The following is a 22,128-nucleotide window of genomic DNA, read 5'->3' on the forward strand; positions in this document are numbered from 1 at the left end:
CAATAGCAGCATCCGAAGAGAAGGCATCGACCATGACTTTGCAAACCAGAGACGTCATCGATTTCCTCGCGGGAATAAATCCTGGGTCCGATCTTGACGGCCTTCGGGCACACCGGCCCGAGACGCGCCTCAATGCTCAAAAGAGCTATGAAGCTCTTTTCGAGCCCGAGCATTGGGGAAGCGTGACCCCGGCGGAGCGCTTTGCCGTCGCCGCCTTTGTCGCCGGCCTTCACAAGGCGCCGGAGATCGCGAATTTTTATTCCTCCAAGTTGCGGGATGAGGCGCACGGCCCCGAGCTCGTCGCCGTCATCGATGCGGAGCTGGAGGCCGGTGATACAACCGGACCTTACGGCCATTATCCGGCTGGCCCGCTTTCCAGCGAGGACCGGCCGGGCCTCGTCTATGAGGTTTCGGTCGAAAGCCGCAAACTTCTGGACCTGAAGCTCAGCGCGGCGCTCGAACACAGCCACCTTCTGGTCTTCCGTCCGAGGGAGGCAAGCGCTGCGGCGCTGCAGAAGCTGCTGGACGCCGGCTGGACGACCACAGGCATCGTTACCTTGTCACAGCTGGTCGCATTTCTAGCGTTTCAGATCAGGGTCGTTACGGGCTTGAAGGCCTTGGCGGCCAGTTCAGCCGATGTCGGACGGGTCGCGCAAGCCTGATCACACGAACAAGGACTCCTTTCATGACCGAAACTGTCATTCACCCGACAATCGAAAACCGACCAAATGCCTTCACTCAAGCCGAAATCGGCTGGACGCCCTGGCTGCAGCCCCTTGATGAAGCGGACTTGACCGAGCGGCACTGGGCAGGCCTTGTGGACGCATCCCGCGCGAAGTCGCCGTATTTCATGCTGCTGGTACGCGATCCCGACATTCTCCAGGCCCGCACCAAGACGGACAAGGATATCTTCTATAATGTCTCGGCCGGCCTTCCCCGCGCCGAGCGTGAACTGGCTGCCACGGCTGCATCGCGGGCGAATGGATGCATCTTCTGTGCATCGGTCCATTCTCGTTTCGCCTCCCATCATTCCAAGCGGACGGATGACGTGCAGCATCTGCTGGATGATGGGCTTCAGGCGGATCTTGGCAGCCGCTGGAATGCCGTTGTCGAGGTTTCAGCCGCGCTCACCGCGACGCCATCGCAATTTGGAGCCAACGAGATCGTCAGATTGCGCGAGGAGGGCCTGGATGATCTGGAAATCGCCGACGTGATCCATGGGGCTGCCTTCTTCAATTGGGCAAACCGATTGATGCTATCGCTCGGCGAGCCAACACCAGCGGCCTGAAGCCGACGCTGTCGTGATTGAGCGGCGGAAGCTTGTCTGGAGGGCGGCTATGTCGGTGGCAAGTGCTACAATATGGTGATCGAACTGAAACGACGGACGAGATGGTAACGCAAAGAAAAAAGATATTGCTCAACGCATTCAACATGAACTGCGTCGGCCACATCAATCATGGGCTATGGACGCATCCGCGAGATCAGTCCGATCGCTATAAGACGCTGAGCTACTGGACATCGCTTGCGGCAACCCTGGAGCGTGGCCTTTTCGATGGCATTTTCCTGGCCGATATTCTCGGCGTCTATGATGTCTACCAGAACTCGGTCGATCTAACCTTGCGGGAATCCATTCAGTTGCCACTCAACGATCCCTTGTTGCTAGTGTCCGCCATGGCGGCCGTGACGCAGCATCTTGGCTTTGGCGTAACGGTCAATGCCAATGCGGATGCGCCCTATGTTTTTGCGCGGCGCATGTCGACACTCGATCATCTGACCAATGGGCGCATCGGTTGGAATATCGTAACCGGCTATCTCGACAGTGCCGCGCGCGGCTTGGGACTCGATATGCAGATCGAGCATGATGCCCGCTACGATCGAGCAGACGAATATCTCGAACTCCTGTACAAATTCTGGGAGGGAAGCTGGGAAGACGATGCGGTTTTGGCGGACAAGGAAAAGCGCATCTATGCCGATCCGTCAAAAGTCCATCAGATAGATCATGAGGGGCAATTCTATCGTTCGCGCGGCTATCATCTTGCCGAACCGTCAATGCAGCGTACACCGGTTCTCTATCAGGCGGGTACATCCGGCCGCGGCAGGCAATTTGCTGCCCGTCATGCCGAATGCATCTTCATAGCAGCCGCGGACAAGAATGCAGCACGCGCCGCTGTCCGGGCGCTGCGCCAGGCGGCTGTTGCTGCGGGGCGAAAGCCCGATGACGTGAAAATCTTTGTCGGCATAACTGTCGTGGCGGATCGCTCGGCTGCCGCGGCGCGGGAAAGATACGCGGACTATCTCCACCATGCTAATCCTGAAGCAGGGTTGGCGCATTTTTCGGCGAGCACGGGTATCGATTTTTCGCGTTACGAACTCGACGAGGCTATCGTCTATGGACCGTCCAACGCCAGCCAGTCGGCAACGCAAACTGCGCGGCAACGAGGCTGGACCAAGCGGCAATTGCTAGGGGAACTGTCCATTGGCGGCCGCTATCCGGTCGTTGTCGGCGATGCCGCAACGGTCGCGGATGAGCTTTCCGCGTGGATCGATGAGGGGGAGATCGACGGCTTTAACCTCACACGCACGGTGGCGCCGGAGGGCTTTGAGGATTTCGTCGATATTGTGGTGCCAGCCTTGCAGGATCGAGGTCTCTATAAGACTGCATATGCAGAAGGTTCACTGCGGCAAAAGATCTTCGGGGAAACCGCTCGCCTGCCGGAACGTCACTGCGGGGCGTCTTATCGACGGCGATAATCAAGCTTGCGGATTTGAAAGGCAGAGACGGGTGAGACCCGGAATTCTCTGGATGCGTCGTTTTGGCTCAATAAGCCACGCCGAGCAGCTGGCCGCCTTCCGACGACAGCGTGCCGTGGGGAAGATTGATCGGGACATCGACAACAAAACTCTCGCAACTTATTTCTGTACGCCTTGACGCCAAAACAAAGTTACTTAATCTAAATCCGGGCGATGCGATCCGCTGGGAGGAGAGGGGCGCGGGGCCGGCGACCAATTCGCGCTGATATATTTTCTCCTCCGTCGTCAGTTGCCGATTTTCCGATAGGAACCCGCCCATGTCTCTTACTATTGCCCAACGCCTTGATCGCTTGAAAGTCCGCACTGCGGAGCTTGTGCATTGGCGCGACAGGAAAAGTCTCGCGATCAACGGCTGGACCTTCGATGGGGAACCGATTGCGCATCATCAGGACTGGCCGCATCGCAACGGGGCGGTTCGCTTTGCTGCCAAGGCAACGGCGCCGCAGGACTGGCCGCTCGAGGAGATCCGCCTTCAGCTCGATCTTGGCGGCGAGAGTCTGCTGACGCTGCGTTATCCTGATGGCGAAACCGAGATGTTCGGTCTCGATCCCTATCACCAGGAATTTCCGATCAAGGGTCGCGACTTCCAGATCGCGACCGAGAGCGTTGCGCGGTTTCCCTTCGGCGAGCCCAATAGGGCACCGAAGCTGAACAGGGCGCGCTTGATCTGGCTGGATGAGCCGGTCCATCGGCTGCATCTCCTGTTGCAGCAGATCGGCGAGGCGGCCGATATTCTTGACGGCCATGAAGTCGTGCCGCATTTGATCGATGCGGCCGAACGGGCGTTGCGCAGCCTTGATTGGCCCTCCGACACATCAGCCTATATCTCGCGCACCTCAGGCGCGGCAATGCAGCAGAAGATCTGGGAGCTGCCGGAGCTTCAGGACAATCCGGCCGGTCTCAGCGAAGCACAGAGTGCTTCGGCAGCCGCTGCTTATGATGAATTGCTCGCGCAATTGAAAGAGCTTCAGACCCGCTTCCCGCAAAATGGCGAACTGCTGCTGACCGGTCATGCCCATATCGACCTGGCATGGCTTTGGCCCTATGGCGAAACGCGCCGCAAGATGCGCCGTACCTTCAACACTGCGCTCTCGTTGATGGAACGCTCCGACGACTTTCGCTTCAACCAATCGACCGCCCAATACTATGCGCAAATAGAGGAAGACGATCCGGAACTGCTCGAGCGGATCAAGAAAAAGGTGGCCGAAGGCAAGTGGGAAACCGTCGGCGGCATGTGGGTCGAGCCCGACACCAACATGCCGACGGGCGAGAGCCTCGCGCGTCAGGTTCTCTATGGCCAGCGCTATTTCGAAAAGCATTTCGGCCTGCGTCATAGCGTCTGCTGGCTGCCCGATTGCTTCGGCTTTTCCGGCGCCCTGCCACAGATCCTGCGGCTTGGAGGCATTGACAGCTTCTTCACGATCAAGGTGAACTGGAGCGAAAGCAATCACATTCCGTCAGACCTCTTCTGGTGGAAGGGGCTCGACGGCAGCAAGGTTCTCACTCATACATTCGATAATCCCATGCAAGGTTATAACGGTTTCGTACAGCCGGATTGCTTCGTGCCGACATGGAAGAATTTCCGCGGCAAGACGCAGCATGACACCTCGCTGCTGGCCGTCGGCTATGGCGATGGCGGCGGCGGCGTCACGCCGGAAATGGTCGAGCGCGAAGTGCAATTACGCGACTTTCCGGCTATCCCGAAGGCGCGCTGGGGTACCGTAAAAGGCTTTTACGAAAAGGCGCACCGCACCGCTAAGGAAAAAGAGCTTCCGGTCTGGGACGGGGAAATCTATTTGGAATTGCATCGCGCAACGCTGACGACGCAGAGCGGCGTCAAGCGCAAGCACCGCCAGGCCGAACGCGCCCTGATAACGGCGGAGACGCTTGCCTCGCTTGCTCATATGCTCGGCGCTGCCAAACCTCAAAGTCTCGAGGCGGATTGGCGCGTCGTCCTGAAGAACGAGTTTCACGATATCCTGCCGGGATCGAGTATCCGCGAGGTCTACGCCGATGCCGAACGGGAACTTGACGGCGTGATCGGCAATGCCAGGGCGGAGCAGGCAAGTGCTCTGAAGACGTTATCGGCCCATCTTCTGGCGGGCGGCGTCGTGGATGCGCTTGTTGTCGTCAACCCCTCACTTTCGCCGCGCCCGCTCACTGCAACCCTATCGGATGGAACGGTCCTGGCCTCGGCCGATTCCGTCGCGCCTCTTTCCGTCGCGGTCTTCGATCGCAAAGCCCTGAAGCCCGCCGGTGATCTCAAAGCCGATACCCATCATCTCGAGAACGAGCATCTGTCCGTTACCATCGGCAAGGATGGCGCTGTATCGAGCCTTATTCACAAGGCGACGGGACGAGAAGCGATTGAAGGAAGTGCCAACCAGCTCTGGGTCTATCCAGTCGACAAGCCGCGCAATTGGGATGCCTGGGACGTGGACGCCGATTATGCCGAGAAAGGCATCCGGCTCGATCGGCCGGAGAGCATCACTTTGGTCGAGGAGGGATCGCATCGCGCCGCGATCCGTGTCATCAATCGATACCGCAACTCGACCGTGACCCAGCTTTATGTTCTGACCGCCAATGCCCGCAGGCTTGATATCGAAACGACCATCGACTGGCATGATCGGCGAACGCTGCTGAGAACCCTCAATCCGGTCGCCGTGCGGTCGCGTACAGCGACTTTCGAATGTGCTTTCGGCATTGTCGAGCGGCAAACGCATACCAATACCTCTTGGGAGCAGGCGATGTTCGAGGCGGCGGCGCATCGGTTCGTCGATCTCAGTGAACCAGGCTTCGGCGTCGCGCTGCTCAATAACGCTAAATATGGTCACAGCGCCCGCGGCAATGTCATCGGCATGAGCCTCGTACGCGCGCCGATCTATCCCGATCCGATGGCCGATGAAGGCCAGCAGAGTTTCACCTATGCGCTGATGCCGCATGAGGGCGCCTGGTACGAAGGCGGCGTTCTATCGGAGGCGATCGACCTCAACCAGCCGTTGGTGAGCATGGAAGCAAGCGGTCTTGCGGCCGGCACCGTATCGCCGCTTGGCATCCAAGGCACCCCAGTCGCCTTCTCCGGCCTGAAGCCGGCCGAGGAAGGGGAGGGGCTCATCCTGCGCCTTTACGAACCGGCCGGCCGGCGCGGCCGTCTGTCGCTGACCCTGCCGTCGGGATGGCAAGCTTCGGGGCCGCTGAACATCCTCGAAGAGCCGATGGAGCGCGCAGGCCCTGCCGACATCATGCCGTTCGAAATCCGGACCTGGAAGTTGCAGCGGACCTGACGGCAGATTATTCGGCGCCTTTGCTCCAAAGAGCCGCCTTGTCAGCGGCTCTCCAATATCCGCATCAGTCGGCCCCGATAGCTGTCGAGAATAACGGCGAGCACGATGACGGCGCCGATGACGATCGGCTTGATGTTGTCGTCGGCACCCAAGAGCTGCAGCCCCGTCGACAGCACCTGCAGAATGCAGGCTCCAACCAGCGTTCCGATGATCGAGCCCTTACCGCCCGAAAGGCTGGTGCCTCCGATGATGACGGCCGCGATGGCATTCAATTCATAGCCGATACCGGCAACCGGACTACCGACATTGAGGCGCAGTAGATAGACCATGGCGGCAATTCCGGCGGTCAGTCCGGAAATGGTGAAGACCGCGATCTTGTACCGCTTCGGCTCATGGCCCGATAGGCGGACGGCCTCCTCATTCGTCCCGATCGCGAAGACGAAACGTCCGAACACCGTATAGCGCAGCACGAACCAGCCGATGAGGACGACGACGATCGCGATCAGGAAGATCGATGGAAGAACGCCCCAGAAAATCAGATTGCCGAAATCGACGAAGGCTTGCGGAAGTCCTGTGATGGTGGAGTTGTCACTGACAACGCGGGCAAGGCCGCTTGCGACGTTGAGCATGCCGAGCGTGACGATGAAGGAGGGAAGTTTCCACTTCTCGCAGATCCATCCGTTGATGGCACCCAGGATCGCGCCGGCCCCCATCGAGGCAAGGGATGCAAGAGCAATCGCCTGCCAGGGAGAGAGCCGCGGGTCGATCATGATCGTCGCGCCGATGACGGTGCAAAGCGCCAGCAGCGAACCGACGGAAAGATCGATGCCGCCCGTGAGGATGACGAAGGTCATGCCGGCGGCAAGCACCGTGTTGATGGCGATCTGCACGAAGATCTTCAGGAAGTTCTCCGGCGTCGCGAAATAAGGCGCCGTCAGGGAGAAGAAGATCAAAATCAGGACGAGGGCAATGGCGACGCCGGCCTCTTTCATCGAGATCCGGATGAGCTTGTCCCAGACGCTGGCCTCTTTTGCCTCGGTCGTCTTTTCAATGTTGCCGGACACGACTGTACTCCTTGTAAGCGAGTGAGAGGATCCTGCTCTCGTCAAATTGCTCCCGGGCTATTTCTCCGGCTATCTTGCCGTCCGAGAAAACGATGATGCGGTGGCAAATGCTCATGAGCTCCGGCAGGTCCGAAGACACGACCAGAACGCCTTTTCCCTCGGCGGCAAATTTCCACAGAAGCTCGTAGATTTCCGCCTTGGCACCAACATCGATGCCGCGGGTCGGCTCGTCGAAGATCAGCACCTTGGGGCCGCGGAACAGCCATTTGGCGATGACGACTTTCTGCTGGTTGCCACCCGAAAATGTCCTGACGGCCTGATGGATGGACGGTGTCTTTATCCGCAGTTCGCGCACCAGGCGTTGCGCGGAATCATCCTCCGCCTTGCGCGAAATCAATCCGTTGCGGGAGATCTTGCCGAGACTAGTGATGGTGCTGTTTTGCGCGCAGCTCATATCGAGCATGAGACCTTGTGTCTTACGGTCTTCGGTCGCCAGGCACAGCCCGGCACTGACGGCGTCCCTCGGCGAGGCAATCTCAACCGGCTCGCCGTCTATGCGGATTTCGCCTGCGGCCTTGATGTCGGCGCCGAATATGGCCCGGACCGCCTCTGTGCGGCCGCTGCCCACAAGCCCGGCAATGCCGACGATTTCTCCCTTGGCGACGGAAAATGACAGCTCCGGGCTATGGCTCGTCACTTTGAGGCCGGAGACGCCGAGCGCCTCGCCGGAGATAGTGCTGTCGCCGCGGAAGGCGTCATGCTGCGCGAGTTCGCGCCCAACCATGAGTTCGACGATTTTCGGAATTCCGAGCCCTTCGAGCGGCCGCGTAATCACATGCTGCCCGTCGCGCAGGATGGTCACGTCATCGCCCACTTCGAAGATCTCTTCGAGCCTGTGCGATATGTAAAGCGTGGTGACGCCCCGCGCCTTCAGCCGCTTCAGAATCTCAAAGAGGCGATCAACCTCCTTGGAGGTCAAAGTCGCCGTCGGTTCATCGAGGACCAGAAGCTTGCTTTCGTTGGATAGCGCCTTGGCGATCTCTAGCAGTTGAAGCTGGGCGACGCTCAAGCTGCTGGCAAGCGTCGTCGGCGCCACGTGGAGGCCGACCTCGGCTAGTAGTTCCGCCGCTCTGGTGTTCATTTGCTTGTAGTTCACGAGGCCGTATCGGCGCGGCAGATGCTCAAAAAGCAGGTTTTCGGCGACGGTGAGATTGGAAAGTGGGTGCAGTTCCTGGTGAATGACGCGGATGCCCGCCTTGAACGCCTCGAGCGGAGAGGATGGATGATAGGCTTTGCCGTCAAACAGGATGCGACCATCATCAGGCTTGAAGACGCCGCCAAGCAGATTGATCAGCGTCGATTTGCCGGCGCCATTTTCGCCGAGCAGAATGTGACCCTTGCCGCGGCCGATCTCTATGGAGACATCCTTCAGAGCCACGACGCCCGGGAAGCGTTTGCCTATTCCTTCCAGCTTCAGGATGGCGTCATCTAAAGTCTCTGGCACGTCCACCTCATCAGCGTTTCCATTTTGAATTGGAGATGATGATCTTCCTTGCGTCGCCTTCCGCTGGGTCTAACGCCTCACGCTGAATGCCGACCAGAAGATCGATCGAAAAGCGGATGCGCCGGCAAATGCCGACGCATCCTTTGCCCGCAGCGCGGGTTTATCGACTATTTGAGGTCCTTAGCGGTGACGAGCGTCACGTCCGTCTTGACCCAGCCGGTGAATTTCTCGCCGGCATATTCGCGAAGGCCATACTTGATGCCCATGGCGGCCATTTCCGCGCCGTACTGTTCGACGGTTGCCAGCATCTTGCCATCCTTGAGCAACGGCTTGACGGACGGAATATTGTCGAAGCCGACAACCTTGATCTTGCCTGCCTGGCCGGATGCATCAAGCGCCTTGACCACGCCGAGCGCCATGGAGTCGTTGGCGGCCATGACGCCCTGAATATCCTTGTACTTGGTCAGGAAATTCGTCATCACGGTGTTGGCTTCTTCCGTCTCCCAATGCGCGGTTTTGCTGTCGAGAAGCTCCAGCTTGCCGTTCTTGATGGAGTCCATGAAGCCCGCCTTGCGCTCCTTGGCGTTGTCGGCCTCGGGATTGCCTTCCAGGATCACGACCTTTGCGCCGGGACCCAGATCCTTGGCGAGCGCATCGCCGGCAAGCTTGGCGCCGGCCGTGTTGTCCGGCCCGAAGAAGGCGAGATCGATACCGGCGGCCTTCTTGGCGTCGGCATCGAGCGGCACGTCGATGTTGATGACTTTCACGCCAGCCTTCACCGCCTTTGCGAGCGGCGTGGCCATGGCCTTGGAATCGGCCGGCGCGACGACGATGATGTCGTATTTCTGCGTCACGAAGTTCTCGACGGCATCGACCTGGGCTGCGAAGTCGCGTTCGTCCTTCATGCCGACGGCCTTGAAGTCGAACTTGTCCTTGTTTTCGGCCGCATATTTGTCGGCGCCGGCCTTCATCTGTTTGAAGAACTCATTGGACAGAGACTTCATGATCAGCCCGACCTTCGGCTTGCTCGCGGCAAAGGCAGGCGATATGCCGCAGGACAGCGCGAGCACCAGGGTGCCGGCAAGCCCCAGTTTCAGCGCCGCACGCCGCTTCGCGTTGATCAAGACGGATTCGCACTTTGTAGAATTGGTCATTTCTTTCCTCCCGAACGGTCCTGGGCTCAGCTCCACCTGAGTTGTCTGCGACAATGAACCGTTTCCACATATATTGGGTAGCATGCCGCCAGGAATTGTCAAGGCGCCGATTTTTTGGTGAAAAACAAGTGAAATTGGAGCTTTACCGGTCTCGGAAGATAGGTATGATGAACCGTTTCCACCGGGCTGGTGTTGTTTTCGCGGCGGAGGATCTGCCTGACATGAAGCCTTTTGACTAAGGCGGGAGAGACCATTAGCTGAGGGCCTGGTCAGGCGCCTCCATGGTGCTCGGAAGGTGAAATGAAGGGATATTGGTTCCGTTATGGCGAAGGTTGGAATTCGAGACGTTGCCAAGCTGGCGGGGGTTTCCACCGGGACCGTCTCAAGGGTTTTGAATGACCACCCTTCCGTGACGGATGAATTGAGGGCGCGGGTCAGAAGCATCATCGAAGAGCTCGGTTATACGCCCGATCCTTCTGCCAGAAGCATGCGCAGCAAGATCAGCCGTCTCATCGGCATCATCATTCCCGATCTCACCAATCCCTTCTTCGCGGAACTCGTCCAGTCCGCAGAGCAAGCGGCGGCAAAGCATGGCTATAACATCATCGTCATGACCTCTTTCGACCATGCGGCCAAGGAAGCGGATCGGATCGGCCAGCTGACAAGCCGGAAGGTGGATGGCATCATCCTTGTTCCAAGCAACGATTTCCATGCGCTCAAGCTGCCGAAGGGGCTGCCGATCGTCATCGTCGACCGCTTGCTGCCGGGATATTCCGGCATCGCTGCCGATCATCGCAGCGGCGTGCGCCTCGGCGTCGAGCATCTCGTGAAGCTTGGTCATCGCCGCATCGGCTTCATTTCGGGTCCCAAAGACTCCGTTCCTGCCAACGATCGTCTCAAGGGTTATCTGGATGCAATGGAGGTGGTCGGCGACGGCAGGCAGAATTCGGTTCCGCTGATCGCAGAAGCGGCTTTCGACTATGAAAGCGGGCGGTCCGCCGGAAACTATCTTCTCGCGCGTGCCCGCCACGAGCGTCCAACTGCCATATTCGCAAGTTCCGACCAGCAGGCGATCGGCTGCATGCGTGCAGCACATGATTTGGGGATCCCAATCCCGGCTGCCCTTTCCATCGTCGGCTTTGATGGTATTCCGCTCGCAAGCATGACAACACCACGCCTGACCACCGTGAAACAGCCGATTCAGGAAATAGCCGCAGCGGCGGTCGCCGTTTTGTTGAGCAAGCAGGATGCCCCGGCTCTCGGCAAGCCACTCCTGCTGGCCTGCGAGATTTCTGAGGGGGAAACAACGTCTTCACCACAGCCGGATTAAAAGATGATGCCGGTGATCGTAGATGGCATTACATCTGAATATTGAAGAACTACATGCACGTCTTTATCCGCATGTATTGTCCACGAGACATGTCTTCAGCAGTATCGGAACTGCCTTACAGCAACATAGTTTGTAACCATCAAATACCCAGTGTATTAAGCCAGTCGCTGAGGCTGGATGTCTTCGTCACCCGTGGCAGATGCTCTACCTTGCATTCTCCGGTATGTCTGCGGACCTCGCTTGGGCTGTAGCCGAATTCATGTGTGAAGGCCCGGCTGAAGTTGGCTCCCGATTCGAAGCCGAGATTGCTGGCGATATCTGCAATTTTCTGCCCATTGCTCACATCGGCCAAAGCTGCGCGTGCAGCCAGAAGCCGTCTTCTGCGCACGTAGTTCAAGACGCCACCCGAGGCCTGGAACAATTCGTACAGTCTGGTTCGGGAAATTGCCAATTCACGGCTCAACGCTTCCGGAGTTAGCTCCGCTGATCCGAGATTGCTCTGGATAAAGCGACGAGCTTTCGTCATCAGTCCGATCTCGGAGCTGCGATCGCCGGTCGCATGGCCATTCACCAGCGGCGTGACGCTATGAAATATCATCTCTTGCAGCTGGTTGCGTACACTGTGCAGATCATCCCTTATCAAACGGTTGAGGTTCGCTTCGAGAAAAGCGATGTAGTCCGCTAGCAGCTTGACGCGCGCGCCCCCCAGGACGATGTTGTTGCTTGCTCCAGGCAGTCCGCCGTGATCGGCGAACAAATCGCAAGGTAGAATGAGGGCGACGGATTGCGCGCTTATGGTGCGACCATAAAACGGGCAGCCAAGTGCCCGGATTTCCATCATGCCGGGCTCGTTTTCAACCACATGCCCATTGACGCTGGTCCATGTCTTGCCCGTGCGCAGGAAGGTGATCTGCCAATGATCTATGGCGCTGAAGCGTACTTTCTCCGGTGAGCGTTCATAGCTGAAGGCCGGCGTTTGTTGCTGGATGAGAAGCGCTCCTTCGAGATTCCAGACGGTTTGAGTTGCTGCGAAGCCATCTCCAGCCTGGGCGTTTTCGGGAAGATAAGCGTCTATCAACGGCGCCATATGCTTCTGCCAGGCCGGGAATTGCTGGCTGGGGGCCTCATTGGATGTGGAAAATGGCAGCGACGCGAGCTCTGGCAGATCTGTGGTCTTGCCGCAAATTGGAGCTTCGGAAATACGGGGCCACCGGCGCCTTTCGACAAAAGCCGGCTGTCCGGTTGCAATCTCGGTCTTGCTCCACATCATCGTGGTGATCTTTCGACAAAACATGCCAAATCGGCTGGTGGTCGCCGCGGTATCCCTGCCGCAGTCGGATGAAGGGGGCATGCGCCCATGGGGGCGAGTAATGGGCATCCAAAACAGGCCGCGCGCGGATAGTACAGGCCCCGTCCGGCTACGATCTTCCCCAATCGTCGCAAAACAGCCTGAATTTCAGTCCATCCGGGCGCCTGCCGGTTGGCGAACGGACGTAAAAAGAGAGATAGTTTCATGTCTTGAGCAAAGAATTCTGCCCCGCGGTGCGCCATGGCCAGCGAACCAAAGAAGTCTGTGGATGTCTGAGTCAAGGCTCTGTGCATTAACCGAATGTCGCGCCAAGTTAACACTATCGCAGGCAGCATTGTTGCAGGTCCCCCGCCCGAAGGCTGTAAGGGGAAATTAAGCAGATTTCATTAATATTTTCAAGATATTTATAGAAGTTGCTTAAATATTTTCCGCTGAAATACACGAAGGAAACTTGTCAAGGAGAGTAAACTTATGAGTTTTTGGAAGAACTCTTGCAATCTATCCGCTGCTAATCGAAAAATTGGTGTATCTTTATCGGTAATGCTTGCGATTGCATCTTCGGTGATCATGCATGAACATGCAAATGCTGCCGAGAATGCGCACATAAAAAATAAGACTGTGCAGTTGTACATGAAGAAGTATCAAAAGAACAATGTCGTCTTCTATAGTGGAAGCTCTCTCGCCAAGACGACTTCGGTCTCCGCCGAGGATTACTTTAAGGGCTCTCCCTATATCTGCACACCAAGTGGATTTGGAAGAACGTCGCATTGCTACAATCGCAGCCCGTTTTGAGTTGAGCCGGCTGATGTCGCGCAGTGCGTGCGGCAAAGAATAGGGGCATTTCCCGGATGGCGGTTCGACGGAACAGGTGAGACGCATGCCGTCCGCTATCCAAGTAAAAGCCCCTATGTGAGTATTCGACTTCAACCGGGCAGATGTCTGCGAACATAGTCGCCCGGCCGCAGTTTCAGAACTTCGTCATCATGTTTGATCGGATTATGACGGAACACATACCATTTTCCGCCTGATGCTCGTTTCTGATAGATGATCCCAGCCTTCTTGCGATGCAGGAAGCAGGACACGTTGGGTGCGGCACTTTTCTTGCTGTACCAGACAGCGCTCATGCAGAGCCGCCCGCGATCGGTCGCATACCAGATGCCCCTTGCGTAGGATTTTTGAGCGCCCGTATGCGACCAGGCCGTAAATCGACGGTGATGACGCGAGAAGAAGCCGGCCCCGTCCTTCCATATCCAGGAGCGTCCCGCGTAGAGCTTTTTCAGTTCCTTGGCGCTCATCGGCATGGCGTGATGTGCCGCACGCGCAGTCATTCGATCGATTTGATGCTGTGTCGCCGCGTTCGCGGTGCCGACCAGCAGCATCGCGAACATGGCATTCAGGATGATGAAACGGAACCAAAACATGTGTTTCTCCTCAACCTTTCAGCGTCGCGGTCAATTCAAGAGGGGCGGCGTGGCAACGCGCCAATCCGGCCTGCCCAGACCATCCGGCCAGGGGTAGACTTCACGGTCGTTGAAGTAGACCACTGCTTGCAGGTCGGGGAATTCGGAATGCGGCTTGTTGGCCTCCTCGGCCCACGCGTGAACGTAGCCCTCATTTCCCTGATAGCCCAATTCCGCGATCACGATGGGTTTCTTGAAGCGTTTCACGCGGTCGTAGCCGGGTTTGGTCGCCTCCACAAAGGTCGAATCCCGTCCGAGCTTGCGCTGATCGAACGGCTGGTAACCGAAGACCGACAGCCCGACCACGTCGACGAATGAATCGCCGGGATAGTAGGCTTCAAGCCCGTCCTTGCCCATCGGCGACCACATGTACTTTGCCGTGGGAAGGCTCTTGCGGCAGACGGTGACGGCGTGCCTGTAGGCTTTCACATACTCCTCCGCGTTCCAGTAGGCCCAGGTAAACTGCCCGTTCTTCTCATCCATTTCCTGGGCCCAGCGAATGGTGACGGGTGCATTGAGCTTTGCGGCTGCGGAGCAGATCGCCGTCATGTTGGAATCGTAGCGGCCCGCCAGAATTCCATTGAGAAGATCGGTTGGCGTGACGCGCCAGTCGCGGGCCCATGACCAGGGCTCGACGGTGATCAGCAGCGAGCGCCCGCGCTTGCGGGCATAATCGTCTGCCGTGCCCAGCGTCGACAGATCGACGTCTTCCCAAGGCAGGAAGAGGTGCTCGATCTTCGGACTGGGGTCATTGGAAAAGTCCCCATTGGGATCATAGGCGCCCCCCGGCAGCGACTGGGGTGTGATGATCGGCCTCTTGTCGTTGAAGAGCGGCCGGGTCTCGGCCCTTGCATCCAGGCCGTTGCTGGCAGCGTATACGCCCCCACACAGGGCGCCGGCCGCAAGCAAGGCCGTCGTTAGTTTTGATAAGGTTTTCATATCATTGCCTCCTTCCTCTATTCGGTCTTGCGGACGGTCAAAGAGGTCTTCAAGGCCTCCAGTCGTTGTGAGACCAGATCATCGGCGATCAAGTTTGTCGCCTCATCGGTTTTCTTAGTGACGGGATGGCGAAACACGAACCATGCTCCGCCAGTCTCGCGTTTCTGATAGATCGTTCCATCGAGAATGCGATGGATGAAGCATGTCTTGGCGGGAAACTGGCCGTTTGCGGCGTGCCAGGTTGCCTCGAGACACAGACGGCCGGTGTCTGTCACAGCCCAGCGGCCTTCGGCCCAGGATTGTCCGCCGGTTCCGTCGACCCAAGCCGAAAATCGACGGTCGGTATTCTGCATTCGGCCTGCGCCATCGGGCCAGCGCCAACTCTTGTCGTGATAGAGCATGTAAAGTTCAGCTGCCGTCATGGGTCTTGCTCCATCCGGCACCTTGGTGGTCGTCGCGGCTACGGCCGCATTGCTCCCCGCTGCAAGTCCAAGCACGATCGCACATGCCAGCGATGCTGCAGGGACCAGGGAGGTTTGCTTCCTTGATGGCTTCATATTGTTTCTCCCGTATCGTGGATTGGAACGAGCTTTGGGGTTGCAGCCTTCACGGCTCGCTGCCGGTTTCGTCGCTTGCCGATATCGCGCAGGCTGCTGTGTGTGCTTGCCGACTTACCTATGGCGTAGACGTGAAAGCCAATCCGGTGGGCGGCTTCTGCATCCAGCGCATTTCGCAGGTCTATGAGAACAGGCTGGCGCAGTTTCTGCTTGAGCTGGGCCAGGTCGATCTTTCGGATGGCATCCCATTCTGTCATGACCACGACGGCATCCGCATCTCTCGCGCATTCATAAAGATCCTCGTGGAAATCGACGCTGCTGAGAACCTTTGCTGCATTCTCGATGCCGACGGGGTCGTATGCCCGGATGCGAGCACCCAGGCGCTGCAGCGTTTCGATGAGCGGCACGGCGGGCGCATCGCGCATGTCGTCGGTGTCGGGCCTGAAGGTCAGGCCGAGAATGGCGATGGTCAGGCCGTCAATATCGCCGCCAAGTGCCTTGCTGACCTTCCGTGCCATGCGCCGCTTGCGCATCTCGTTGACGGCAAGGGTTTCCTCGACGATACGCAGCGCCACGCCATGGTCCTGCGCCGTCTGCAACAGTGCAAGCGCGCTTTTGCGGAAGCATGAGCCGCCATAGCCGGGGCCGGCGGCAAGGAGGCTTGCCCCGATGCGCTTGTCGAGTCCCATGCCGAGAGCCAGCTCTCCAACATCGCTGCCCATCTCCTCGCAAAGATCGGCAAGTTCGTTGATGAAGGTGATCTTTGTGGCGAGAAAGGCATTGGCGGCATGCTTGATTAGCTCAGCCGTCCGGCGCATCGTGATGATGACGGGCGTATTCTGGCGTTCGAGCGGGACGTCATAGAGCTCGACAAGCCGTTTGCACGCCCACTCCTCCTCCACGCCCAGGACGATACGGTCCGGAGCGAGAAAATCGTGCACCGCAACGCCTTCGCGCAGAAATTCCGGATTGGAGGCGACGGCGAAGGTGCCTGGCGTCCGGGCCGAGCTGATGATCCTGTGCACGGCGTCGCCGGTTCCGACCGGCACCGTCGATCTTATCACCACAATGCTATCAGCCGAGATAAGCGCCGCAAGCTCGCGCGCTGCCTGGTAAATGAAGGAAAGATCGACATCCGTTTGTCCTGGATGTGGCAGAGCGGCGATCGCTATGAAGACGATGGCTGCTCCTTCGACTGCCTTTGCGATGTCGCAGGTAAAGTCCAGCCGTCCTGCGGCATAGTTTCGTTCCACCAGCTCGTCGAGATCCGGCTCGTAGATCGGCATCCTGCCGTGACGAAGGGCGGCGATCTTATCGGCATTCTTGTCCACACAGACGACACGATTGCCCCATTCGGCGAAGCATGTGCCGCTGACCAAGCCCACATATCCGGTTCCAATAACAGCTATCTTCATGTGCGTTCCCGCCAATAGCGTCCTTCCCGTCATGAACCTCAATTGTCCGTATCACTCACGTGCCAGTGCGGATTGAGCACCATTCTGTGTAATCCACGCCCGCCAATTCCGGCGCCTGCCACCGAAAAACGATTGTCGAACAGCACGTAACCGTCGGTGTCCCAAATCAGTGATTGTACTCCGGCGCGGCCATGCTCCATGATGCCGACAAATGGCAGCGCGGTCAGAGCAAGCAGAGCGCTGGCGAGCGCCGGCCGATAAAAGCGCTTGTTCGTGCCGAGCGTGTTTTCACGCGCATGCTGGACGATGATGACCAGCAGCAGCAAAGTGTAGATGGCGGCATTCATCGTTGCGAAGATATAAAAGCCGCTGCTCTCTTCCGCGCTGACGGACAGCACCGGCAAGATGGAGGCGAGAGAGAGAAGGGCATAGGGCGCAAGGACCCGGAACGGCAGCGGATCGATCTCCGATGTGCCTTTCGGCGTGACGCGGAAATCCACGAACGATCCGGTCGCCCAATCGCGAATGGCAGCCAGAGCGCCTGCGAGTGCCCACGGCCAGCGGGCAAACAGGAACAATGTCATCTCCCAGCTCAGGATCCTGGCATTGACCGGTCTAAACGTATGCGTACTGCGCCAGCGATAAGCAAACAGGATCAGCAGAACGGATTGCGGCACGAAGTGCAGCAGAAAGTCGGGATAGGAGACATCGACGAAGGTCTTGCCTCTAACAAGCGCGATGATCGGCATGACGAACATCAGCGCCATGAAGAGCGAGAAGAGGGAATACCAGAGCTGCGAAAACAGGAACTGGATCTTGAGACGCAGCGGCAGCCGTTTGATCAGGCTTGGTGAATATTGCAGCAGGATCATCATCAGGCTGCGCGACCACTGAAACTCCTGGGTGATGAGATCGGCAAAGGTGCGCGGGCCATCACCATGCGCAATGGCATCGAGCGCATGAATGCCACGCCAGCCATGCGCATTCATCATCAGCGTGGTGGAGTGGTCTTCCGCCAGCTCTGGACCCAGTCCGCCAATGCTCCTGAGGGCCTTGGTGCGAACGGCATAGTGCGAGCCGATGCAAAGCGGTGACAGCCCGTGATTGAACCCCACCTGAAGCGATCCGTGCATGCTGGCTTCCGCATAGAGACGGCCGCGTGCCGACCAGCTTTCATCTGCATTCTGATCGCAAATGCTCGGCGCGGATACGTAGCCGACCGCCGGATCGGCGAAGGGGCGAAGCATCTGAAAAAGATAGCCTTGCTCGGGCACATGATCGGCATCGAGCTGCACGACGAAATCATAGTCTTCATAGCCGTGGTGATCGTAGAAGAAGGCAAGATTGCCTTCCTTGCAGCGGGTGCGCCGCGGCCAGGTCTGGCGGTGATAATCTTTGCGGCCCCGGCGGGTGGAAACCTGTACGCCATGTTTGCGGCACCACTCCAGCGTCGAGGGTGACGGATCCTCATCCGCGAGCCAGGTGTCGTGCGGCACATTCTGTGCCAGCATGGCATCCAACGTCCGGGCCACCACTGCAAAGGGCTCCGATGGTGCCTTGGTGACCACCATGGCGATGCGGCTGCCGGCGGGAGTCCGCAATTGTCCCGTCGGCTTTTCGGCGCGAAAGAAGACGATGATGAAATAGGCTGGAATGATCGTTACCCAGGCAAGCACCAGGGTCAGCAAGACCGATCCCATAGGGTCGACATGGTGTGCGGGTGTAAACCACCAGTTCCAGAAATAGACAAGTGCCGCAAGCCACAGCGTAGCGCAAACGACATATTCCGCGCGCTGGCGACCCTGTAGGACTGGCGTCATCAACGCCCTTTCCTTCATTACTTCAGCTCGTGTCCGGATCGATGTCATCCTCGCATCTCCAGTCCGAAGAAAGGAGCCGCGGTCCGGATGATCGTTTCGATATTCGAATGCAGGGCGCGGAAACCGAGTTTTTCGGCAGCAAGGTCTGAAGCGGCATACAGGGCAGGCGGATCGCCCAGCCGCCGCCTATGTATGGCGACGGGAACCTTGCGCCCACAAACGCGCTCGATCGCGCCGACGATCTCCTTGATCGACGTGCCGTGCCCTGTCCCCAGATTGACGGCAAGATTGTCACCGCCGGCCAATAGATACTCGACTGCTAGGACATGCGCTCTGGCGAGATCCAGCACGTGGATATAGTCGCGCACACAGGTGCCATCCGGCGTGTCGTAATCGTCTCCATAGACTTCCAAGGTTTCGATCGCGCCGGCTGTCGCCAGCAACGCGCGGGGAATGAGGTGGGTTTCGGGATCATGCCATTCGCCGAGCTCCCGTTCCGGATCGGCGCCCGAGGCGTTGAAGTAGCGCAACGCCACATAGGAAAGTCCGTAGGCGGCGGAATAGTCGGCAAGCATATGTTCGGCAATGAGCTTCGTTCTGCCGTAGGGATTGATCGGCTGAGGCATCTCGCATTCGCGGATCGGCAGATGGGCGGGAATTCCGTAGATCGCGCAGCTCGATGAAAAGATCAGCTTATCGGCTTGCGTGCGGCGGCATGCCTCCAGAACCGACAGCGTGCCGTTGACATTGTTGGCGTAGTATTTCGCAGGATTTTCAACGGACTCGCCGACATAGGCCGAGGCGGCGAAATGTATGATTGCCGCAGGCTTGTGGCCATCGATCGCCTCGGCAAGACGGGACGTGTCAAGAATATCTCCTTCCAGGAAAGGCCCCCAGCGCACAGAGGTCAGGTGGCCCGTCGAGAGATTGTCATAGACGACGGGCTCAAAGCCCTGGCGATGGAGGAGTTTCGCAGTGTGACTGCCGATGAAGCCGGCGCCACCCACGACGAGTATTTTTTGCCTGGCCATCACGCAACCTCGAAAAGCTCGCTGCTTGGACGAACCAGCTGCCGTTCGAAGTAGGCGATGGTGGACTTCAGTCCATCCGCTAGGGCGACCGACGGTTCCCATCCCAATTCGCGTTTCGCAACGCTGATATCGGGCCGGCGCTGACGCGGATCGTCGATCGGTAGGGGCTTATGGACGATCTCTGAGTTGGAGCCGGTGATTGCGATTACCTGTTCGGCAAGATCACGCACGGTAAATTCCGCCGGATTACCGAGGTTGACGGGCGTATGGATGACCGTTTGGTCGGCCATCAGGCGGACGAAACCATCGATCAGGTCGGCGACATAGCAGAACGACCGCGTCTGGGAGCCATCGCCGTAGACTGTGATGTCCTGGCCCCTGAGTGCCTGGACGATGAAATTGGAAACGACGCGGCCGTCGTCGGGGCGCATGCGTGGCCCATAGGTGTTGAAGATGCGGGCAATCCTGATGTCGACGCCGTGCTTAGCGTGAAAGTCACGGAAAAGCGTTTCGGCGGAACGCTTGCCTTCGTCGTAGCACGAGCGCGGGCCGAAGGAATTGACGTTGCCCCAATAGTTTTCCGGCTGCGGATGCACCTGGGGATCTCCATAGATCTCCGAGGTCGAGGCCTGGAAGATGCGCGCCTGGTGATGCGTGGCTAGCTCCAGCAGATTGAGCGAGCCGAAAACGCATGTCTTCATCGTATGGATCGGATCGGCCTGATAGTGCGGTGGAGATGCCGGGCAGGCCAGATTGTAGATCTCGCTGACAGGCAGATCGAGTGACGCTATGACGTCGTGGCGGATAAAGCTGAACGTGTCGTAGCGAAGTAGATGCCATAAATTGTCCATCCGCCCGGTTGAAAAATCATCCACGCAGATGACTTCATGACCATCCTGCAGAAGCCGGTCGCAAAGATGCGAGCCGAGGAACCCCGCGCCTCCCGCAACAAGTATTGTACGCCTCTTGGTATTTTTTGGAGTTATGCCTGCAGATTTGAACGCTATGCCCATCAAACCCTCCCGGTACTATAGACACGCAGCCGAGTATTCAGGGCGAAGTAAGACTTCCGCCCTTTTGTCAGGCTTTTACAACTGGGAATTATTTCTGCAATTTACAGCTATAGTTTACAAATGTTTAACTATGCTGTCGTTATCAGGGAATGCAGAAGTTTTACATTCTGTCCATTTTTGCAGCTATCAGCACAGGCGCGCTCGCTTAAAATATTTATGTTGAATGTACGATTTAAACTGAAGTTTTTATTGTAGAATTTACATATACTTCAGTATCATAAGATATATAAGAGATAGCATAGAGTATTGTTATTTATATCCGTCTCAGCTGGCGAGGTCGACAGGCCGAAGAGAGAACTAACCGAAATTCCGCTTCAAAGAAATTCGCGCAATATGTTGTGTCACGATGCGCCTCTTCTCCAGCAAGTTTTCGTATCCGCGCGCGGCGCTACAGCCGAGCGGATGAGCTTTCACACACCCACCCCATGGAACACCCAGAATAAGGGGCGGTAAGCGTTTGATGGCTAGGTGAGGCGCAGATCCAGGCGCGGATGCAGCTTTTTCAGGTTTGGCAATGATTTCATCTGCCAGGGAATTTGCGAGGAGCCGCAGACGGTAAGATGAACATCCGGATGCTTGCGCGCCTCTATCGTCAGTTTGGCAAGCAGGTTGATGCCCGAAGAATTCAAGAATTGCAGACCGGTGAGATCGAAAGTCGCTTTGCCTCCACCCCCATGAAGGATCGTCCTGGCCAGATCATAGACCGGTGCATAGGCATCGGGACCCGCCAGACGCATGGTTCCGTCAAAATATAAGGTACTGCCTTCGGACCAGACGCGGAATGCTTCTTCTTTGATTTCCATAAAAGGCCTCTCGCTGGTTCACGCCGATGAAATCGCCATTGCGGCATAGGTTTGCAGCTTGATCCGCTTGCGCGGACCATCCTCGTCGAAATGCCAGGCCAACTGAACCTGGTAATCACTCATCAATGTCAACAGTCCTAACCCGGATGCATCGTCGCCGGCAAGAACGCTTGCCTCGATCTGCTCTATCAGGAGATCGCCTGGATCGCCGGTCGTAACCCTGAGCAACAATTGTTGGAAGCGGTCGGTCGCTTCGCGGTCGATCAGGTTCATGATCCGCATCCTGAAATAATGGGCATCCCTCAGCGCCTCGATCAGGATCTCGCCCGTGGCCCGGAACTTGATGGAGTTTTCGATGAGCTCGTTGGTCAAATAACCGATATCGTGCCGTACCGTCTTGTATTGGCGTTCGGAAGCACGGAAATCGAGCGCCATCGTTTCCGCGATAAAGTCGGATGTCATGGCCGAATGGCGCCACGCCAGATGAAGAGGTCCGTCGAACAGGCGGATGCGAAGGGCATTGGTGCCGTCGAACGAAACCAGATCTTCCCTGCCGAAAATTGCTGTTGTCATC

The 22,128-nt window shown here is 57.7% G+C and carries 19 protein-coding genes; 6 read left to right on the forward strand and 13 right to left on the reverse strand.

Annotation, left to right across the window (positions count from 1 at the left end; all coding sequences use genetic code 11):
* The first annotated feature begins 32 nt into the window (after positions 1–32).
* The 4 genes from PH558_RS27345 (at position 33) to PH558_RS27360 (ending at position 6,095) form a co-directional block, all read left to right on the forward strand.
* Positions 33–662: a CMD domain protein gene (locus PH558_RS27345; RefSeq protein ID WP_285207825.1), complete on the forward strand. Its 630-nt coding sequence runs from the start codon at positions 33–35 to the stop codon at positions 660–662.
* 23 nt (positions 663–685) lie between these two features.
* Entirely contained in the window at positions 686–1,288 is a 603-nt protein-coding gene (locus PH558_RS27350) for an alkylhydroperoxidase domain protein (protein WP_095438428.1), read from the forward strand.
* 101 nt (positions 1,289–1,389) lie between these two features.
* Complete coding sequence (locus PH558_RS27355) at positions 1,390–2,751, forward strand: LLM class flavin-dependent oxidoreductase (protein WP_285207717.1); 1,362 nt, start codon at positions 1,390–1,392, stop codon at positions 2,749–2,751.
* Between the two features lie 317 nt (positions 2,752–3,068).
* Complete coding sequence (locus PH558_RS27360; RefSeq protein ID WP_285207718.1) at positions 3,069–6,095, forward strand: alpha-mannosidase; 3,027 nt, start codon at positions 3,069–3,071, stop codon at positions 6,093–6,095.
* A gap of 41 nt (positions 6,096–6,136) precedes the next feature.
* On the opposite strand, the gene PH558_RS27365 is transcribed toward PH558_RS27360, so the two are convergent.
* From PH558_RS27365 to PH558_RS27375, 3 genes are all read right to left on the reverse strand, one after another.
* Positions 6,137–7,159, reverse strand: a complete 1,023-nt coding sequence (locus tag PH558_RS27365; protein WP_285207719.1) for an ABC transporter permease — start codon at positions 7,157–7,159, stop codon at positions 6,137–6,139.
* Complete coding sequence (locus PH558_RS27370; protein WP_483314195.1) at positions 7,143–8,669, reverse strand: sugar ABC transporter ATP-binding protein; 1,527 nt, start codon at positions 8,667–8,669, stop codon at positions 7,143–7,145. The genes PH558_RS27365 and PH558_RS27370 overlap by 17 nt, the downstream gene beginning before the upstream one ends.
* Before the next feature lie 161 nt (positions 8,670–8,830).
* Positions 8,831–9,817, reverse strand: coding sequence for a sugar ABC transporter substrate-binding protein (locus PH558_RS27375; RefSeq protein ID WP_113409737.1), 987 nt, complete (start codon positions 9,815–9,817; stop codon positions 8,831–8,833).
* Between the two features lie 322 nt (positions 9,818–10,139).
* On the opposite strand from PH558_RS27375, the gene PH558_RS27380 reads away from it, so the two are divergent.
* On the forward strand, positions 10,140–11,147 hold the full coding sequence (locus tag PH558_RS27380) for a LacI family DNA-binding transcriptional regulator (RefSeq protein ID WP_285207721.1): 1,008 nt from the start codon (positions 10,140–10,142) through the stop codon (positions 11,145–11,147).
* Between the two features lie 139 nt (positions 11,148–11,286).
* Here PH558_RS27380 and PH558_RS27385 read toward each other — a convergent pair whose 3' ends face one another.
* Positions 11,287–12,417, reverse strand: coding sequence for a helix-turn-helix domain-containing protein (locus PH558_RS27385; protein WP_285207722.1), 1,131 nt, complete (start codon positions 12,415–12,417; stop codon positions 11,287–11,289).
* Positions 12,418–12,927: 510 nt separating this feature from the next.
* Here PH558_RS27385 and PH558_RS27390 point away from each other — a divergent pair.
* A complete protein-coding gene (locus tag PH558_RS27390) occupies positions 12,928–13,248 on the forward strand; it encodes a hypothetical protein (RefSeq protein ID WP_285207723.1) in 321 nt (106 codons plus the stop codon).
* Positions 13,249–13,379: 131 nt separating this feature from the next.
* Here PH558_RS27390 and PH558_RS27395 read toward each other — a convergent pair whose 3' ends face one another.
* The 9 genes from PH558_RS27395 to PH558_RS27435 form a co-directional block, all read right to left on the reverse strand.
* Positions 13,380–13,877, reverse strand: coding sequence for a DUF995 domain-containing protein (locus PH558_RS27395; RefSeq protein WP_095438419.1), 498 nt, complete (start codon positions 13,875–13,877; stop codon positions 13,380–13,382).
* 30 nt (positions 13,878–13,907) lie between these two features.
* The gene (locus PH558_RS27400; RefSeq protein WP_285207724.1) at positions 13,908–14,855 is read right to left on the reverse strand and encodes a glycoside hydrolase family 26 protein; all 948 of its coding nucleotides are present in this window, start codon (positions 14,853–14,855) and stop codon (positions 13,908–13,910) included.
* A 17-nt stretch (positions 14,856–14,872) separates the two neighbouring features.
* Positions 14,873–15,412, reverse strand: coding sequence for a DUF995 domain-containing protein (locus PH558_RS27405; RefSeq protein ID WP_285207725.1), 540 nt, complete (start codon positions 15,410–15,412; stop codon positions 14,873–14,875).
* Positions 15,409–16,827, reverse strand: a complete 1,419-nt coding sequence (locus PH558_RS27410; protein ID WP_285207726.1) for a UDP-glucose dehydrogenase family protein — start codon at positions 16,825–16,827, stop codon at positions 15,409–15,411. Before PH558_RS27410 ends, PH558_RS27405 begins: the two co-directional genes overlap by 4 nt.
* Before the next feature lie 38 nt (positions 16,828–16,865).
* Positions 16,866–18,695 (reverse strand): glycosyltransferase family 2 protein, encoded by a 1,830-nt coding sequence (locus PH558_RS27415; RefSeq protein WP_285207727.1) that lies wholly within the window; start codon positions 18,693–18,695, stop codon positions 16,866–16,868.
* Positions 18,692–19,678: a UDP-glucose 4-epimerase GalE gene (gene galE, locus PH558_RS27420; protein WP_285207728.1), complete on the reverse strand. Its 987-nt coding sequence runs from the start codon at positions 19,676–19,678 to the stop codon at positions 18,692–18,694. The genes PH558_RS27415 and galE overlap by 4 nt, the downstream gene beginning before the upstream one ends.
* The gene (locus PH558_RS27425) at positions 19,678–20,691 is read right to left on the reverse strand and encodes a UDP-glucuronic acid decarboxylase family protein (protein ID WP_113409718.1); all 1,014 of its coding nucleotides are present in this window, start codon (positions 20,689–20,691) and stop codon (positions 19,678–19,680) included. Before PH558_RS27425 ends, galE begins: the two co-directional genes overlap by 1 nt.
* 524 nt (positions 20,692–21,215) lie before the next feature.
* Positions 21,216–21,554 (reverse strand): slr1659 superfamily regulator, encoded by a 339-nt coding sequence (locus PH558_RS27430; protein ID WP_069615114.1) that lies wholly within the window; start codon positions 21,552–21,554, stop codon positions 21,216–21,218.
* Between the two features lie 18 nt (positions 21,555–21,572).
* Complete coding sequence (locus PH558_RS27435) at positions 21,573–22,127, reverse strand: slr1658 superfamily regulator (protein WP_095438412.1); 555 nt, start codon at positions 22,125–22,127, stop codon at positions 21,573–21,575.
* Position 22,128 lies beyond the last annotated feature (1 nt).

The organism is Rhizobium pantanalense, from assembly GCF_030182525.1.
In the GTDB taxonomy this organism is placed as follows: domain Bacteria; phylum Pseudomonadota; class Alphaproteobacteria; order Rhizobiales; family Rhizobiaceae; genus Rhizobium.